The organism is Promicromonospora sukumoe 327MFSha3.1 (assembly GCF_000385135.1).
Classification (GTDB): domain Bacteria; phylum Actinomycetota; class Actinomycetes; order Actinomycetales; family Cellulomonadaceae; genus Promicromonospora; species Promicromonospora sukumoe_B.
Window position 1 is genome coordinate 78,202 of sequence record NZ_ARQM01000015.1, and the last position, 16,844, is coordinate 95,045.

Consider the following 16,844-nt stretch of genomic DNA (forward strand, 5'->3'; position numbering starts at 1 on the left):
GTCCCGCAAACGAGTTCGGTCGGTTGCTCTGAGTTCGGTCCAAAGATGGACCGAACTCAGAGCAACCGACCGTACTGGAAGGCTTGCCCCAGGCTCAGCGCTGCGACGCCGGGACGTACGGGCGCTCGGTGGCGCCGGTGTAGACCTGGCGCGGGCGCCCGATCTTGGTCTGCGGGTCCTTGATCATCTCGCGCCACTGGGCGATCCAGCCGGGCATGCGGCCCAGCGCGAACAGCGGCGTGAACATGGCCGGCTCGAAGCCCATGGCCTTGTAGATCAGGCCCGTGTAGAAGTCGACGTTCGGGTAGAGCTTGCGCTCGACGAAGTAGTCGTCCGAGAGGGCGATCTCCTCGAGGCCCCGCGCGATGTCGAGCAGCTCGTCCTTGGCGCCGAGCTTGTCCAGCACCTCGTCCGCCGACTTCTTCACGATCGCGGCACGCGGGTCGTAGGACTTGTACACGCGGTGGCCGAAGCCCATCAGGCGCACGCCGTCCTGCTTGTTCTTGACCTTGTCCATAAAGGTCTCGACGGTCTCGCCGCCCGACCGGATCTTCTCCAGCATGGTGAGCACCGCCTCGTTGGCGCCGCCGTGCGCGGGACCCGAGAGCGCGTTCACGCCCGCGGCCACTGATGCGTACAGGGTCGCGTTCGAGGAACCGACGACGCGCACGGTGGACGTGGAGCAGTTCTGCTCGTGGTCCGCGTGCAGCACGAGGAGCTTCTCCAGCGCGTCCACGATCACCGGGTCGGCCTCGTAGGCCTCGTACGGCGTCGCGAACGTCATCCGCAGGAAGTCCTCGACGTAGCCGCGCGAGTAGTCCGGGTACAGCAGCGGCTCGCCCACGCGGCGCCGGTGCAGGTAGGACGTGATGGTGCGGGTCTTGGCCAGCAGCAGCACCGTGGCGAGGTCGACCTGGTCGTCGTCCGCCGGGTCGAGCGACTCCGGGTAGAACGTGGACAGCGCGTTCACCGCGGAGGCCAGCACGGCCATCGGGTGCGCGTTGCGCGGGAACGTTCCCATGAAGGTGCGGAAGTCCTCGTGCACCAGGGTGTGCCGGTTGACGCGCTCGGTGAACGCGTCCAGCTCCGAGGTGCTCGGCAGCTCGCCGTAGATGAGCAGGTAGGCCACCTCGAGGAAGCCGGAGCCGTCCGCGAGCTGGTCGATCGGGTACCCGCGGTAGCGCAGGATGCCGGCGTCGCCGTCGATGTACGTGATCGAGGACTCGCACGACGCCGTGTTCATGAAGCCGGGGTCGACCGTGACCAGACCCGTGTCCTTGAGCAGCGACGACACGACGATGCCGTCGTTGCCCTCGCTGGCGGCGACGACAGGCAGGGTGTGAGTGGTTCCGTCGACGGCGAGCTCGACGCGGCTCGAGCCGTCCAGCGGTGTGGAGGTCATGTCTTCCTTCCTGAGTGGCGCACGAGGGACGCTGCTGTGAAAGAAAGGTGTCGGGACAGCGTCGACCTGGGGCACGACAGTATCGCGCCCTGCTTTAGTTTTTCCAATCCATCGGTCAAGGCTGCGTGATGCGTGTCACAGCATCGGCAATCTGTACGTCAGTCGAGGTCAGCGCCACACGCGTGTGGGTGCCGTCGCCGTACAGATGACCCGGCGCGGTGAGGATCCCGCGGTCGGCGAACCACTCGGCCACCTCGAGCCCCGGCCGCCCGTCCGGCGCCGCCACCCAGAGGTACAGACCGGCGGTCGACTCGTCGATGACGAACCCCGCCTCGGTGACCGCGGCGGCCAGCGCCCGGCGCCGGGCGCCGTAGGCCTCACGCTGCACGGCGACATGGGCGTCGTCCGACATGGCGGCCGTCATCGCGGCCTGCACCGGCGCGGGCACGATCAGGCCCAGGTGCTTGCGGGTCTGCGTGAGGTCCGCGACCAGGGCGGCGTCGCCCGCGAGGAACGCGGCCCGGTAGCCCGCGATGCTCGACTGCTTGGACAGCGAGTACGCGGCCAGCAGCCCCTCGTGGGAGCCGCCGCACACGCTCGGGTCCAGGATCGAGGGCACGCCGCCGGTACCGGTCGCGGCGTCGTAGGGGGAATCCCACACCAGCTCGGCGTAGCACTCGTCGGAGACGACGACGGCGCCGATCGCCCGCGCGGCGTCGACCACGGCGCGCAGCGCCGCGGCGTCGAGCACGCGGCCGGTGGGGTTGCCCGGGCTGTTGACCCAGACCATCTTGACGTCGTCCCGGCCGGCCCAGTCGGCGACGTCGTCCGTCGCGAGGGGCGTGGCGCCGGCCGCGCGGATGCCCGCGAGGTAGGTGGGGTAGGCCACGGCGGGGTGCACCACCACGTCGCCGGGGCCCAGGTGCAGCAGGGAGGGCAGCAGCCCGACGAGCTCCTTGGAGCCGATGGTCGGGACCACGGCCGCGGGGTCGAGGCCCGGCACGCCGCGGCGCCGGGCGAACCAGTCCGCCACGGCCTGGCGCAGGGCCGGGGTGCCCGCGGTCATCGGGTAGCCCGGCGCGTTCGACGCGGCCTCGAGCGCCTTCCGCACGACCTCCGGCGTCGGGTCCACGGGCGTGCCCATCGACAGGTCGATCAGGCCGCCCGGGTGCGCCTTCGCCGTGGCGGTGATGCCGTCGATCGAGTCCCAGGCAAAAGGGAGGTCAGACAGGTCGTGCAGACCCACGTCAGGCCTGGGGCGGAAGGGCCGCGATCATCGGGTCGTCCTTCTCGATGACGCCCATCTTCGCGGCGCCGCCCGGCGAGCCCAGGTCGTCGAAGAACTCCACGTTCGCGCGGTAGTAGTCCTTCCACTCGTCGGGGACGTCGTCCTCGTAGTAGATGGCCTCGACCGGGCAGACCGGCTCGCAGGCACCACAGTCCACGCACTCGTCCGGGTGGATGTACAGGGAGCGGCTGCCCTCGTAGATGCAGTCCACGGGACACTCCTCGATGCACGCCCGGTCCTTGACGTCGACGCACGGCTGAGCGATCACGTAGGTCACTTGGAGGGTGTCCTTCCACTTCCGGACTGAGGATCATGCACGATGCCGACCGCGGGACCGGCCCGGCGGGGCGATCCTAGTATCTCCCGGGACACCCCCTGGTCCCCACCGGTCTCACACACCGGAAGGAGAAGTGACGTGACATTCGCTACACCGGCCGCACCCGGCGGGTGGCGGGACCTGCGTCCCGGCACCCGCGTGGTGGTCCGGCGGCGGCTCGCGCCGGAGGGCCCGGTCGTGTCCGACGGCGGCACGGCGTACCGCTGGACGGACCTGATCGGCCATGTCGTCGAGGTCTCGGACGCCGGCCTGCGGCTCCGCACCGACCCGGCGCCCGGCCGCGGGGAGCCGCAGGAGGTCGACGTGGCGGCCGCCGACATCGAGGCCGCCAAGCCGATCCCCCCGCGACCCGTCAGGCGTTCTGGTCCACCCAGATGACACCGGTGGGGCACATGCTCACGGCCTCCTGCACCGCGAAGTCCTGGTCGGCCGCCGGACGCTCGTCGAGCAGCACGACGATGCCCTCCTCGTCCTGGTCGAAAACGTCGGGTGCGAGCAGGACGCACTGGCCGGCGCCGCAGCAGGCGTCACGGTCCACGTTGATCTTCATGGGGGTCACTCTCCCCACTTGACGGGCAGTTCGTCGAATCCGGCCACCAACAGGCCTTCCTTGCGCGGCACCGACTCGACGTCCACCGCCAGCTCGAGGCTCGGCACCTTGCGCACCAGCGCGGCGAGCACGATCTGCAGCTCGGTGCGGGCCAGCGACTGGCCGAGGCACGAGTAGGCACCCGCGCCGAAGGAGAGGTGGGGGTTCGGGCGGCGGCCCAGGTCCATCTCGGCCGCGCCCTCGAACGTGCCCTCGTCGCGGTTGGCGGCCGCCAGGCTGCACACCACGGTCGTGCCCGCGGGGACGGTCTCCCCCGCGATCTCGACGTCCTCGTCCACCCAGCGCACCATGCCGAAGCCCGCGTTCGGGTCGAACCGCAGCGACTCCTCGACCGCGCTGCGCACCAGCGAGGGGTCGGCGACGAGCCGCTCCCACCGGCTGCGGTCGCCCAGGAACAGCGCCATCATCTTGGCGATGTGGCTCGCGGTGGTCTCGTGGCCGGCCACGAGCAGCGCCATGCTGGTGCCGATCACGGTCTGCGCCGTCAGCCGCGGGTCGTTCCGGTCCACGAGCGCGATCAGCTCGGAGATGAGGTCGTCGCCCGGCTGCGCCCGCTTGGCCTCGACCAGGGCGGCCATGTACGCGCCGAACTCCTGGCGCGCCGCCGAGATCTCCTCCTGGGTGTACCGAGTGGTGCTCAGCGCCGTGTCCGACCAGTACGGGAACCGCTCGCGCTGGTCCTCCGGCACGCCCAGCAGCTCGCAGATGACCCAGACGGGCAGCGGGAACGCGAGAGCCGGCACCAGGTCGGCCGGGCCGCCGGCGGCCAGCATGTCGTCGATGAGCTGCTCGGCCCGGGCCGTGATGCCGGGGGCCAGTGCCTGCACCCGCTTGGCGGTGAAGGTCGCGTTGACCAGCCGCCGCCAGGCCTGGTGCTGCTCCTCGTCCGCCATCACCCCGGTCGGGTCGTTGCTGAACGTGCCGCCGTCGTCCTGGGAGCCCACGCCCGTGCCGCCGGCCGGGATGACGCGGCCGAACCGGCCGTCGGTCAGCATGGCGCGGACGTCGTCGTACCGGGTGAGCAAGGTGGCCTCGCCGCCGCTCGCGAGGCGCACCTTGGCCACAGGACACTGCTGGCGCAGCTCCTCCCACTCCGGTGGCGGCTCGATCGCGCGATCCGACGGGATGGGGTAATCGAGCAGGTCAGACATCTTGTCCTCCGGTTGGCTGAGGGGGTTGTGCCCGCCCCATCCAATACCGGTCCGGGTGAATCGGACAAGGGTGTCCGGTTATTCAGGCGTTGGCGACCAGGCCCAGCTCCGCGACGCTCGCCAGGTGCCGGTGCCGCGGCACGATGCGCACCGTGTAGCCGAACGGCCCGGACGTGTCCAGGCCCACCTCGCCGCCGAACGCGTGCCGCCCCGCCTCGTAGGACTCCACCAGCGCCAGCGGCTCGGCCGTGAACTCGTCGATGACGTCGGCCTCGGTGACCCGGCCGTGCACCACCTGCACGTCCACGTCCTCGGGCGAGAGCGGCCCGAGCGAGACGTAGGCCCGCACCGTCAGCCGGTCGCCGACGCGCACCGCCTCGCCGATGCCCGCCGACTCGACGTGGTCCACGCGCACCTGCGGCCACGAGGCGCGCACGTGGGCCTTCCAGCCCGCGAGGTCCTTGGCCGCGGCGAACCCGTCGGCGGCGAGCAGCCGCCCGGCCTCCGCCGCCGGGGCGTACAGCCCGTGCACGTACTCGCCGACCATGCGCGTGGCCTGCACCTTCGGCCCGAGGGTGGCCAGCGTGTGCCGCACCATCTCCAGCCAGCGGCTCGGCACGCCGTCGGCGGACCGGCCGTAGAACGCGGGCGCCACCTGGGACTCGACCAGGTCGTACAGGGCGGCGGCCTCCAGGTCGTCGCGGCGGTCGGCGTCCTCGACTCCGTCGGCCGTGGGGATGCCCCAGCCGTTCTCGCCGTCGTACCACTCGGCCCACCAGCCGTCCTCGATCGACAGGTTCAGGCCGCCGTTGAGGGCCGACTTCATGCCCGAGGTGCCGGACGCCTCCAGCGGCCGCAGCGGGTTGTTCAGCCAGACGTCGCAGCCCGGGTACAGCGACTGCGCCATGCCGATGTCGTAGTTCGGCAGGAACACGATGCGGTGGCGCACCTCGGGGTCGTCGGCGAACCGGACGAGCTGCTGGATCAGCCGCTTGCCGGAGTCGTCGGCCGGGTGCGACTTGCCGGCCACGATGAGCTGCACCGGCCGCTCCGGGTGCAGCAGGAGCGCCTTGAGCCGCTCGGTGTCGCGCAGCATGAGCGTGAGCCGCTTGTAGGTGGGCACGCGGCGGGCGAAGCCGATGGTGAGCACGTCGGGCGAGAGCACGTCGTCGACCCAGCCGAGCTCGGCCGGGGACGCCCCGCGCTCGCGCCAGGACTTGCGCACCCGGCGGCGGGCCTCGGCCACGAGCTCGGCACGCATCTCGCCACGCAGGGCCCACAGCTCGGCGTCGGACACCTTGCCCGGGTCCAGCCAGCCACCCGACGCCTCGGGCGCCGTGATCTCGTCCAGGCCCATCCGCTCGGCCTCCACGGCGGCCAGGCGCGGCGCCACCCAGGTGGGCGAGTGCACGCCGTTGGTGACCGACGTGATCGGCACCTCGCGCGAGTCGAAACCGGGCCACAGGCCCTCGAACATCTCGCGGGAGACCTGGCCGTGCAGCAGCGAGACGCCGTTCGCCCGGCCACCGAGCCGCAGGCCCATCACCGCCATGTTGAAGACGGTGGGGTCGCCGCCGTCGTAGTCCTCCGCGCCGAGCGCGAGCACGGTCTCGGTCGGCACGCCCGGCATCGTGTTGTCGCCGCCGAAGTACGCGCTGACCAACTCCTTCGGGAACCGGTCGATGCCGGCGGGCACCGGCGTGTGCGTGGTGAACACCGTGGCCGCGCGGACCGCCTCGTGGGCCTCGCCGACGCTCAGGCCGGAGCCGACGAGCTCGCGGATGCGCTCCACCCCGAGGAAGCCCGCGTGGCCCTCGTTGGTGTGGTAGACCTCCGGCTCCGGCGCGCCGGTCAGGCGCGACCAGGCGCGCAGCGCGCGCACACCGCCCACGCCGAGCAGGAGCTCCTGCTGCAGGCGGTGCTCGCCGCCGCCGCCGTACAGGCGGTCGGTCACCTTGCGGGCCGCGTCGTCGTTCTCGGGCACGTTCGAGTCGAGCAGCAGCAGCGGCACCCGGCCGACGGCCGCGACCCAGACGTGCGCGTGCAGCGTGCGCCCGCCGGGCAGGGCGAGCGAGATGACGGCGGGCGTGCCGTCGTCCTCGCGCAGCACCGCGAGCGGCAGGCCGTCCGGGTCGAGCAGCGGGTACGTCTCCACCTGCCAGGCGTCGCGCGTGAGCGACTGCCGGAAGTAGCCGGCGCCGTACAGCAGGCCGACGCCCACGATGGGCACGCCCATGTCGGAGGCGCTCTTGAGGTGGTCGCCCGCCAGGATGCCGAGGCCGCCCGAGTACTGCGGCAGCACCGAGGTGATGCCGAACTCCGGCGAGAAGTAGGCGATCGCGCGCGGCAGCTCGCCACCGGCCGCCGTGGTGCGGCCCTGGTACCAGCGCGAGTCGCGCAGGTAGTGGTGCAGGTCGTCGGCCGCCGCCCGCACCCGCCCCGTGAACTCCTCGTCGGCCGCGAGCGCCGCGAGGCGTTCGGAGCCGAGCGCGGCGAGCAGGGCGACGGGGTCGCCCCGGACGTCGGACCAGAGGTCGGGGTCGATGCTCGCGAACAGCTCGCGTGTCGGCGCGTGCCAGGACCAGCGGAGGTTCTGGGCCAGCTCGTCGAGCGCCGCGAGCTGCTCGGGGAGGACCGTGCGGACGGTGAATCTGCGGATCGCTCTCACCGGCAGAACACTACGCACTTGTCCCGGCGAGCACACCTGTTGCCGCGGGCTTCACCGACCCGTCCGACGACGTTCACCGGACCTCGGCGCGCCCCGCAGGCGAGTCACCCGAACCGGTCGATAGCGTGTTCCGGTGAGCCCGCACACGACTCCCGGCCGGATCGGCCGCATCCCCGTCCTCGAGGTCGCCCCTGTCGTCGAAGGGGGCCGCTGGCCTGCGAAGGCGGTGGTCGGCGAGGTTGTCCCCGTGGAGGCCACGGTCTTCCGCGAGGGGCACGACGCCGTGTCCGCGACGGCCGTGCTCGTCGCCCCCGACGGGTCGGACCACTCGTGGGCGCCCATGACCGACGTCGCCCCCGGCCTGGACCACTTCCGGGGCGAGCTGCAGCCCGACGCCGAGGGCGACTGGGCCTTCCGCGTCGAGGCGTGGTCGGACCCGTACGCGACGTGGGTGCACGACGCCGGGATCAAGATCGCCGCGGACATCGACACGGATCTGATGCTCGCCGAGGGCGTGCGGCTGTTCGACCGGATCTGCCGCCTGGTGCCGGGTGATGAGCTCGTCGCGGCGGACCGGACGGCGCGCGACGCGCGGGTGCTGACCGCCGCCGCCAAGGCGCTGGCCGACGCCCGCCGTCCGGCGCAGGCGCGGTTCGCGGCAGCGACGGCGCCCGAGGTCACCGACGCCCTGCGCCGCGCGCCGCTGCGCGAGCTGGTCTCGGCGTCGGACACCTACCCGCTGCGGGTCTCGCGGCGCCTGGCGCTGGCGGGGTCCTGGTACGAGATGTTCCCCCGGTCGGAGGGCGCGTACCAGAAGAAGGACGGCACGTGGGTGTCGGGCACGTTCAAGACGGCGGCGAAGCGCCTGCCGGCCATCGCGGCCATGGGCTTCGACGTCGTCTACCTGACGCCGGTCTCCCCCATCGGCACCACGTTCCGCAAGGGCCGCAACAACACGCTGGAGGCGGCGCCCGGCGACCCGGGCAGCCCCTACGCGATCGGGTCGGCGGACGGCGGGCACGACGCGATCCACCCGGACCTGGGCACGGAGGCGGACTTCCGCGACTTCGTGGGCGCCGCGCGGGCGGTGGGCCTGGAGGTGGCGCTCGACATCGCGCTGCAGTGCTCCCCCGACCACCCGTGGGTCACCGAGCACCCGGAGTGGTTCGTGGTGCGCGCGGACGGTTCGATCGCGTACGCGGAGAACCCGCCCAAGAAGTACCAGGACATCTACCCGCTCAGCTTCGACACCGACCCGGACGGCCTGTACGCGGCGGTGCTCGGCGTGATCCGCACCTGGATCGACCGGGGCGTCACGCTGTTCCGCGTCGACAACCCCCACACCAAGCCGCTGGACTTCTGGGAGTGGCTGCTGGCGCAGGTGCACGCGACGAACCCGGAGGTCATCTTCCTGTCGGAGGCGTTCACCAAGCCCGCGATGATGCAGACGCTGGCCCGGATCGGCTTCCACCAGTCGTACACCTACTTCACCTGGCGCAACACCAAGGAGGAGGTCGAGGAGTACCTGGCGGAGGTGAGCGGGCCGCAGGGCTCGGTGCTGCGCCCGTCGTTCTGGCCCACAACGCACGACATCCTGCCGCCCTACCTGATCGAGGGCGGTGTCTCGGCGTTCGCGGTGCGCGCGGTGCTGGCGGCCACGGGCTCGCCCACGTGGGGCATCTACTCCGGCTACGAGCTCGTGGAGAACGTGCCGCGGCCCGGCGTGGAGGAGCAGATCGACAACGAGAAGTACGAGTACCGGCCGCGCGACTGGGCGCGCGCCGACGAGTACGGGATCGCCCTCCTGCTCGGTGAGCTGAACGCGATCCGCCGCAACCACCCGGCCCTCGGCCAGCTGCGCAACCTGACCGTGCACCCGACGACGAACGACCAGGTGGTCGCGTACTCGCGCCGGATCTCGGCCGATCACGCGTCGCGCGCGACAGGGGCGGCGGCGGGCCGCACCATGAGAGCAGGGGGTAACGATCGGCGTGCCCCGCGGCACGACGACGTGATCGTGGTCGTGCTGAACCTGGACCCCCGGAACGTGCAGGAGTCTGTAGTGCACCTGGATCTCTCCGCCCTCGGCCTCAGCGCCCCCGACGGCGACGACAGCGCCCCGTTCTACGTGGCGCACGACCTCCTGTCGGGCGAGACTTACGGCTGGGGAGCTCATCCCTGGGTGCGCCTCGACCCACAGGTCCGGGTGGCCCACGTGCTGCAGGTGGGCCCCGCATGACGACGTTCGGGCCGGGTGGCCCCGCCGTCGGGCCGCCCGAGGGATACCCCGCACAGCCGACGCCGGAGCGGCCGGCCGCGCCGGAACGCCCGGCCATGCCCAACCCGCCGTCGGTCCCGGTGCCCGTCCAGGCGCTGCCGCCGCGGCGGCAGCCGCGCCTCGACGCCCGGCGCAAGGGGCTCGTCGACGACCCCGAGTGGTACAAGAAGGCCGTCTTCTACGAGGTCATGATCCGGTCGTTCTCCGACTCGGGCGACAACGGGACCGGCGACCTGCGCGGCCTCGTGGAGCGGCTCGACTACCTGGAGTGGCTCGGCGTCGACTGCCTGTGGCTGCCGCCGTTCTTCCCGTCCCCGCTGCGCGACGGCGGGTACGACGTCGCCGACTTCACCGCCGTCTCGCCGCAGTTCGGCACCATCACGGACTTCAGCGACCTGGTCGCCGCCGCGCACGAGCGCGGCATCCGCGTGGTGATCGACCTGGTCATGAACCACACCAGCGACGCCCACCCGTGGTTCCAGGCGTCCCGCGCCGACCCGGACGGCCCGTACGGCGACTTCTACGTGTGGAGCGACGACGCCACGCAGTACCAGGACGCCCGGATCATCTTCGTCGACACCGAGACCTCGAACTGGACGTTCGACCCGGTGCGGCGGCAGTACTTCTGGCACCGGTTCTTCAGCCACCAGCCCGACCTCAACTTCGAGAACCCGCGCGTCGTCGAGGCCATGCTCGACGTCGGCCGGTTCTGGCTGCAGCTCGGGGTGGACGGGTTCCGGCTCGACGCCGTGCCCTACCTGTTCGAGTCCGAGGGCACCAACTGCGAGAACCTGCCCGAGACGCACGACTTCCTGCGCCGGGTGCGGCGGATGATCGACACCGAGTTCCCCGGCCGCATCATGCTGGCCGAGGCGAACCAGTGGCCCGCGGACGTCGTGGAGTACTTCGGCACGGACGACGACCCCGAGTGCCACATGTGCTTCCACTTCCCGGTGATGCCGCGCATCTTCTACGCGATCCGCGACCAGCGGGCCCGCCAGCTCCTGGAGATCCTCGCGGACACCCCCGCCATCCCGGCGAGCGGGCAGTGGAGCACGTTCCTGCGCAACCACGACGAGCTCACCCTGGAGATGGTGTCCACCGAGGAGCGCGCCAGCATGTATGGCTGGTACGCCCCCGACCCCCGGATGCGCGCGAACGTGGGCATCCGACGGCGGCTGGCGCCGCTGCTGGACAACTCCCGCAAGGAGATCGAGCTGGCCAACGCGCTGCTCCTGTCGATGCCGGGCACGCCGTGCCTCTACTACGGCGACGAGATCGGCATGGGCGACAACATCTGGCTGCCGGACCGCGACGCGGTGCGCACGCCGATGCAGTGGACGCCCGACCGCAACGCGGGCTTCTCCACCGCCGACCCGGGCAAGCTGTACCTGCCGCTGGTCCAGTCGCTGGTGCACCACTACCAGCACACCAACGTCGAGGCCCAGCTCGCGCAGCCGACGTCGCTGCTGCACTGGATGCACAACATGCTCGCGTTCCGGCGGCTGCACCCCACGTTCGGCACGGGCGACTTCACGGCGCTGGACTGCGAGGACGAGTCGGTGCTGGCGTTCACGCGGTCCTCGTCCGAGGAGACGCTGCTGATCGCCGCGAACCTCTCGGCGACCGCCAGGTCCTCGACCATCAAGCTCCCGGGGTACGCGGGCTGGACGCTCACCGACGTGTTCGGCGGCGCCGGGTTCCCGAGCGTGGGCGACGACGGCATCCTGACGATGACCTGGGGCGCACGCGACTTCTACTGGCTGGTGCTGGCACCGCCCGCGCCCGCCGGGGCACCGGCCGCGCCGGACGACACGGCAGGGCAGGCGCGAGCGGTGTGAGCCCGGCGCCCACCGTCCACGTCTCCCCCGGAGCCGCGCACCTCTCCCCCGAGGTGCTGCGGCTGCTGGACCGGTGGCTGCCCGAGCAGCGCTGGTACCCCGTGCCGGCCGAGGGCGTCACGCACCAGCCGTGGCTCACGGTCACGTTCGGGGGCGTCGCCGACGTCGTCGTCGCGCTCCTGCGGCTGGCGGGCCCGGGGCTGGCGGCCGGCGACGAGTCGCTGGTGATCCAGGTCCCGCTGGTGCTGACCCCCACCGCCGAGCCGGAGGCCGACACGGCCGAGACCGAGGCGGCCGGGCTGATCGGCACCGTCACCACGGCCTCGGGCCGGGTGACCGTGCACGACGGCGGGGTGCACCCGGCCGCGTGGCACGCCTACTTCACGGCCGCGCTGCCCGGCGCGTGCGAGCCGGAGGACTGCGCCGAGCTCGCCGGGGCGCGGCGCATCTCCGGCGAGCAGTCGAACACCTCCGTGGTGCTGCCCGCCCTGCCGCACGCGACGGGCCGCGGCGGGATGCTGAAGATCCTGCGGACCGTGGCTCTCGGCCCGCACCCCGACGTCGTGATCCCGGCGGCCCTGACCGAGGCCGGCTGGGACGGCGTGCCGCGCTACCTCGGGTCGGTCGAGCTGCCGGCGGACGGGCCTGGGGCTCCTGGGGCTCCTGCGGGTTCCGGGGCTCCCGGGGCGGCCGAGGCGGCGGGCGACGCGCCGGCCCGCGCGCACCTCGCCGTGCTCTCCGAGCTCGTGCACGAGGCGACCGACGGGTTCGAGCTGGCCTGCGCGTACGCGGCGCGGGACGAGGACTTCGGGGAGCGCGCGCTGGAGCTCGGCGCCGTCGTCGCGCACCTGCACACCGCCCTGCGCGAGGCGCTGGGCCGTGGCCCCGCGCTGGAGCCCGCGGGCTTCATGGGCGTGCTGCGCCGCCGGGCGGCCGAGGCCTTCGCGGACGTCCCTGCCCTGGCCCCGCAGCGCGCGGGCGTCACCGCGCTGTACGACTCGCTGAGCGCGCGTCTGTCGGCGGTCGTGGACGGCGGCGGGGTGGTGGCGCTGCAGGCGATCCACGGCGACCTGCACCTGGGCCAGGCCCTCTGGTCGCCGGACGGCTGGAAGGTGCTCGACTTCGAGGGCGAGCCGCAGCGCCCCGTGTCCGAGCGCACTGCCCCCGACCTGCCGCTGCGCGACGTCGCCGGGCTGCTCCGGTCGCTGGACTACGCCGCCGCCGTCGGCCACGCGACGGACCCGCAGTGGGTGTCGCACGCCCAGATCAGCTTTCTCGAGGGGTACCGCGAAGCGCAGAGCAGGGTGGGGGCCGAGGAACGAGGCACCCGCCCGGAGCGGAGCGCAGCGGGATCCCGACCAGAAGGCGGAGAGGGGTACCGGCAGGCCGGCGGCGAGGACCAGGGGACGCCGCTCGCGCCGGAGGAGGTGGCGACGTCCGGCACCGTGCTCGACGTCGGCACCGCCGAGCTCATGCTGCGCGCCCTGACCGTGGACAAGGCGCTGTACGAGGTGGTCTACGAGTTCCGGCACCGCCCGGCGTGGATGCACATCCCGCTCGCCGCGGTGGAGCGCGTGCTGGCCTGAGGTTCTGTTCAGCCCACGAGGCTATGCCCGCATCCGCCGGGTTGAAGCGTTGCAACCTCGTGGCCTGAACAGAACTCCAGCTCGGCAGCTCAGCAAGCCCTGTGGACAGGCCGCACCACTGTGCGGCGTCGGCTGCAATGGGGCGATGAGATCAGGAGCGGACCTTCCCCCACCCCTCCTCGAGGTCGCCCGACGACAGGGCGGGCTGGTGTCCACGGCGCAGTGCGAGGAGCACCGCGTGCTGACGAGCCGACGCAGCCGACTCGTCGCCGCCGGCACCTGGAAGCGACCGGCTCGTGGCGTGTACGACACGCACGAACGCGATGCCACCGTGCACGAGTTCGACCAGGAACGCTGGCGCGCCGTCTGGCTCGCCCTGAAGACGTACCCCAGGTCCGCGGCCGTCGGCGAGATTGCGCTCATGGTGCACGGCGCCGAAGGGCTACCCCGGCGGCTCAACGCAGTGGTGGCGCTGCCGGGTGGCACGTACGCCCGACCTCGCGCGGGTGTGCGAGTGAGCCAGGTCGACCTGCGCGGCGACACGGTCAAGGTGCACGGCCGCCAGGTGGCCCGAGCTCCTCTGGCCCTGGTCCAGGCGATGCGGACGCTCTCACGGGACAGCTGGGTCAAGTGTGCGGACAGCCTGATCAACAAGAAGGTCATCGGTGAGCAGGACCTCGTGGAGGTGCGGTCGCTCGCACGTCGAGGAGGACTCGTCGCCCGGCTCCACTGGGTCGACCTCGTCGACGGTCGAGCCGAGTCGCCCCTGGAGACCGAAGCACGGCTGCGGTGCATCGACGCCGGCTTTCCACCGGACGACCTGCAGCGCGAGTTCCGGGACGACGACGGGAGGCTCCTGGGGCGGGCCGATCTGGTGTGGCACCTCGGCGGCGGTCGCTGGCTGGTCGTCGAGATCGACGGTGGTGCCTTTCACTCCTCCGACGACCAGCTCGGCAGGGACGCCGTCCGACAGAACGACCTGCTCGAGGACGGCAGCCTGATCGTCTTCCGCTTCCGCAGCGCACACCTCAGGCAGCCGCAGGGGCTGACGGACCGGATCGGTCGAGTCCTGAACCGCTCCGGCTGGCACCCTGCACGGGCTCTCCCCTCGGGCCGCTCCTGACCTTCTGTTCGGCCCACGAGCCTCTGCCCGCCGCGCTCGGTCTGAAACGTTGCAAGCTCGTGGCGTGAACAGAACAGCAGGTCGGCCCGCGACCTGACCCCGGTACGTGTCGCACGCCACCGTCGGGACGTGGAAAGGTGAACCCATGGCAGACCTGCCCGACGTCGACCTCGAGGCGCTGACCGCCGTCGCGTCCGGAACCCACCACGACCCGCACACCGTGCTCGGCCCCCACCTGCTCGACGGGCCCTGGACCGTGGTCCGCGCCCTGCGCCCGCTCGCCGACGAGGTGGTCGTCGTCACGGCGAGCGCCGACGGCGGCGCGGAGGTCGAGGCGACCCATCAGGGGGCGGGAGTCTGGGCCGCCGTCGTCCCCGCCGCCGAGGAGGCGGACGGGTCGCGGCACGCCCCCGACTACCGCATCCGCACCCGGTCCGGCACGGATACCTGGACCTCCGACGACCCGTACCGGTTCCTGCCCACGCTGGGCGAGGTGGACCTGCACCTGATCGGCGAGGGGCGGCACGAGCAGCTCTGGCAGGTGCTCGGCGCCAACCCGCACCGGTACCCGAGCACGTCCGGCGACATCGCCGGCGTCGCCTTCGCCGTGTGGGCCCCGAACGCGCGCGGCGTGCGGCTCGTGGGCGACCACAACGGCTGGGGCGGCACGCACCCGATGCGGTCGCTCGGCCACACGGGCGTCTGGGAGCTGTTCGTCCCCGACGTCGGCCCGGGCCTGCGCTACAAGTTCGAGATCCTGGGGGCCGACGGCGTCTGGCGTGCCAAGGCCGACCCGCTCGCCAAGGCGACGGAGCAGCCGCCCGCCACGGCCAGCGTCGTCACCGCCTCGGAGCACACGTGGCACGACGAGGCGTGGCTGGCCGGCCGGTCGGCGTCCGACCCGCACTCCGCGCCGCTGAGCGTGTACGAGGTGCACCTGGGCTCCTGGCGGCCGGGCCTCGGCTACCGCGAGCTCGCCGAGCAGCTCACGGACTACGTCGTCGAGCAGGGCTTCACGCACGTGGAGCTCATGCCGGTCGCGGAGCACCCGTACGGCGGCTCGTGGGGCTACCAGGTCACGAGCTACTACGCGCCGACGTCGCGGTTCGGCTCGCCCGACGACTTCCGGTACCTGGTGGACCGGCTGCACCAGGCCGGGATCGGCATCGTGCTGGACTGGGTGCCCGCGCACTTCCCGCGCGACGAGTTCGCCCTGGCCCGGTTCGACGGCACGCCCCTGTACGAGCACCCGGACCCGCGGCGCGGCGAGCAGCAGGACTGGGGCACGCTGATCTTCGACTTCGGCCGCCGCGAGGTGCGCAACTTCCTGGTCGCCAACGCGACGTACTGGTTCGAGGAGTTCCACGTCGACGCCCTGCGCGTGGACGCGGTCGCCTCGATGCTCTACCTCGACTACTCGCGCAAGGACGGCGAGTGGACGCCGAACGTGCACGGCGGCCGCGAGAACCTGGAGGCCATCGCGTTCCTCCAGGAGGCGAACGCGACCGCGTACCGGCGCACCCCCGGCGTCATGATGATCGCCGAGGAGTCGACGGCGTTCCCGCAGGTCACCGGCCCGACGTCGAGCGGCGGCCTGGGCTTCGGCCTGAAGTGGAACATGGGCTGGATGAACGACACCCTGCGCTACCTGGCGGAGGACCCGTACAACCGGCGCTACCACCACGGCGAGCTCACGTTCTCGCTGGTGTACGCGTTCACGGAGCAGTTCGTGCTGCCGATCAGCCACGACGAGGTCGTGCACGGCAAGGGTTCGCTGCTGCGCAAGATGCCCGGCGACCGGTGGCAGCAGCTCGCCGGGGTGCGCTCGTTCCTGGCCTACCAGTGGACCCACCCGGGCAAGCAGCTGCTGTTCATGGGCTGCGAGTTCGCGCAGGACACGGAGTGGGCGGAGTCCGAGGGCCTGCGCTGGGACCTGCTCGGCGACGCCGGGCACTCGGGCGTGCAGCACCTGGTCCGGGACCTGAACGCGCTGTACCGCGCGACGCCGGCGCTGTGGGAGCTGGACTTCGACCCGGCGGGCTTCGAGTGGCTGGAGTCCGACGACGCCGACCACAACGTGCTTGCGTACGTGCGCCGGTCGCGCTCCGGGGACCCGGTAGTCGTGGTCGTGAACTTCGCGGGCGTGCCGCACGAGGGGTACCGGCTGCCGCTGCCGGACGTGCCTGCGCATGTCGAGCAGGGAAGGATGGTCGAGCCTGTCGAGACCCTCCCGCCCGCCGAGCCGGCGGAGACGTCGATGCGGGTCGCCCCGGCCGACGCCGCGACGCTGGCCGAGCCGGTGCCCGCGGGCGGGCCGGTGTGGCGCGAGGTGCTCAACACCGACGCGACGGTCTACGGCGGCTCCGGCGTCGGCAACATGGGCAGCGTCCAGGCCGAGCCGGTCCCCCACCACGGCCGCGCGTGGTCGGCCCCGATGCGCATCCCGCCGCTGGGCGCCCTCGTCCTGGTCCCGGAGTAGCCCCCCGGGGGTAGCCCCAACTCTTTCGAGGCCTAAGTTTCTTCGCTCTGAGGCGACTCAAAGCGAAGAAACTTAGGCCTC

12 protein-coding genes are annotated in these 16,844 nt (G+C 72.2%); 6 read left to right on the top strand and 6 right to left on the bottom strand.

What is annotated here, in order from left to right; translation table 11 throughout:
- Positions 1-94: 94 nt before the first annotated feature.
- From H291_RS0124050 to fdxA, 3 genes are all read right to left on the bottom strand, one after another.
- Entirely contained in the window at positions 95-1,402 is a 1,308-nt protein-coding gene (locus H291_RS0124050) for a citrate synthase (RefSeq protein ID WP_020017582.1), read from the bottom strand.
- A 115-nt stretch (positions 1,403-1,517) separates the two neighbouring features.
- Positions 1,518-2,648: a succinyldiaminopimelate transaminase gene (dapC, locus tag H291_RS0124055; RefSeq protein ID WP_020017583.1), complete on the bottom strand. Its 1,131-nt coding sequence runs from the start codon at positions 2,646-2,648 to the stop codon at positions 1,518-1,520.
- Between the two features lies 1 nt (position 2,649).
- A complete protein-coding gene (fdxA, locus tag H291_RS0124060; RefSeq protein WP_020017584.1) occupies positions 2,650-2,967 on the bottom strand; it encodes a ferredoxin in 318 nt (105 codons plus the stop codon).
- Positions 2,968-3,105: 138 nt separating this feature from the next.
- Here fdxA and H291_RS0124065 point away from each other — a divergent pair, with 138 nt between their 5' ends.
- A complete protein-coding gene (locus H291_RS0124065) occupies positions 3,106-3,405 on the top strand; it encodes a DUF6725 family protein (RefSeq protein WP_020017585.1) in 300 nt (99 codons plus the stop codon).
- Here the strand turns inward: H291_RS0124065 and H291_RS0124070 are convergent.
- The 3 genes from H291_RS0124070 to glgP all read right to left on the bottom strand — a co-directional run bounded on the left by H291_RS0124070 (position 3,380) and on the right by glgP (position 7,456).
- Entirely contained in the window at positions 3,380-3,577 is a 198-nt protein-coding gene (locus tag H291_RS0124070; RefSeq protein WP_020017586.1) for a ferredoxin, read from the bottom strand. The two genes, H291_RS0124065 and H291_RS0124070, sit on opposite strands and share 26 nt — an antisense overlap.
- 5 nt (positions 3,578-3,582) lie before the next feature.
- Complete coding sequence (locus H291_RS0124075) at positions 3,583-4,788, bottom strand: cytochrome P450 (protein ID WP_026366076.1); 1,206 nt, start codon at positions 4,786-4,788, stop codon at positions 3,583-3,585.
- Positions 4,789-4,870: 82 nt separating this feature from the next.
- Positions 4,871-7,456, bottom strand: a complete 2,586-nt coding sequence (gene glgP, locus H291_RS0124080) for an alpha-glucan family phosphorylase (protein ID WP_020017588.1) — start codon at positions 7,454-7,456, stop codon at positions 4,871-4,873.
- Positions 7,457-7,589: 133 nt separating this feature from the next.
- Here glgP and H291_RS0124085 point away from each other — a divergent pair, with 133 nt between their 5' ends.
- From H291_RS0124085 to glgB, 5 genes are all read left to right on the top strand, one after another.
- Complete coding sequence (locus H291_RS0124085) at positions 7,590-9,695, top strand: alpha-1,4-glucan--maltose-1-phosphate maltosyltransferase (protein WP_020017589.1); 2,106 nt, start codon at positions 7,590-7,592, stop codon at positions 9,693-9,695.
- Positions 9,696-9,790: 95 nt separating this feature from the next.
- Entirely contained in the window at positions 9,791-11,575 is a 1,785-nt protein-coding gene (gene treS, locus H291_RS0124090; RefSeq protein ID WP_157237325.1) for a maltose alpha-D-glucosyltransferase, read from the top strand.
- On the top strand, positions 11,572-13,161 hold the full coding sequence (locus tag H291_RS0124095; RefSeq protein ID WP_020017591.1) for a maltokinase N-terminal cap-like domain-containing protein: 1,590 nt from the start codon (positions 11,572-11,574) through the stop codon (positions 13,159-13,161). The genes treS and H291_RS0124095 overlap by 4 nt, the downstream gene beginning before the upstream one ends.
- Positions 13,162-13,306: 145 nt before the next feature.
- Positions 13,307-14,284, top strand: coding sequence for a type IV toxin-antitoxin system AbiEi family antitoxin domain-containing protein (locus H291_RS32965; protein WP_157237306.1), 978 nt, complete (start codon positions 13,307-13,309; stop codon positions 14,282-14,284).
- Between the two features lie 145 nt (positions 14,285-14,429).
- Positions 14,430-16,763 carry a 1,4-alpha-glucan branching protein GlgB gene (gene glgB / locus H291_RS0124105; protein WP_020017593.1) on the top strand — a complete coding sequence of 778 codons (2,334 nt, stop codon included), beginning with the start codon at positions 14,430-14,432 and terminating at the stop codon, positions 16,761-16,763.
- Positions 16,764-16,844 lie beyond the last annotated feature (81 nt).

Coding starts and splice junctions, on each gene's coding strand:
- H291_RS0124050 (WP_020017582.1), bottom strand. CDS start 1,402: ATGACCTCCACACCGCTGGACGGCTCGAGCCGCGTCGAGCTCGCCGTC.
- H291_RS0124070 (WP_020017586.1), bottom strand. CDS start 3,577: ATGAAGATCAACGTGGACCGTGACGCCTGCTGCGGCGCCGGCCAGTGC.
- H291_RS0124075 (WP_026366076.1), bottom strand. CDS start 4,788: ATGTCTGACCTGCTCGATTACCCCATCCCGTCGGATCGCGCGATCGAG.
- treS (WP_157237325.1), top strand. CDS start 9,791: ATGCCCAACCCGCCGTCGGTCCCGGTGCCCGTCCAGGCGCTGCCGCCG.
- H291_RS32965 (WP_157237306.1), top strand. CDS start 13,307: ATGAGATCAGGAGCGGACCTTCCCCCACCCCTCCTCGAGGTCGCCCGA.
- glgB (WP_020017593.1), top strand. CDS start 14,430: ATGGCAGACCTGCCCGACGTCGACCTCGAGGCGCTGACCGCCGTCGCG.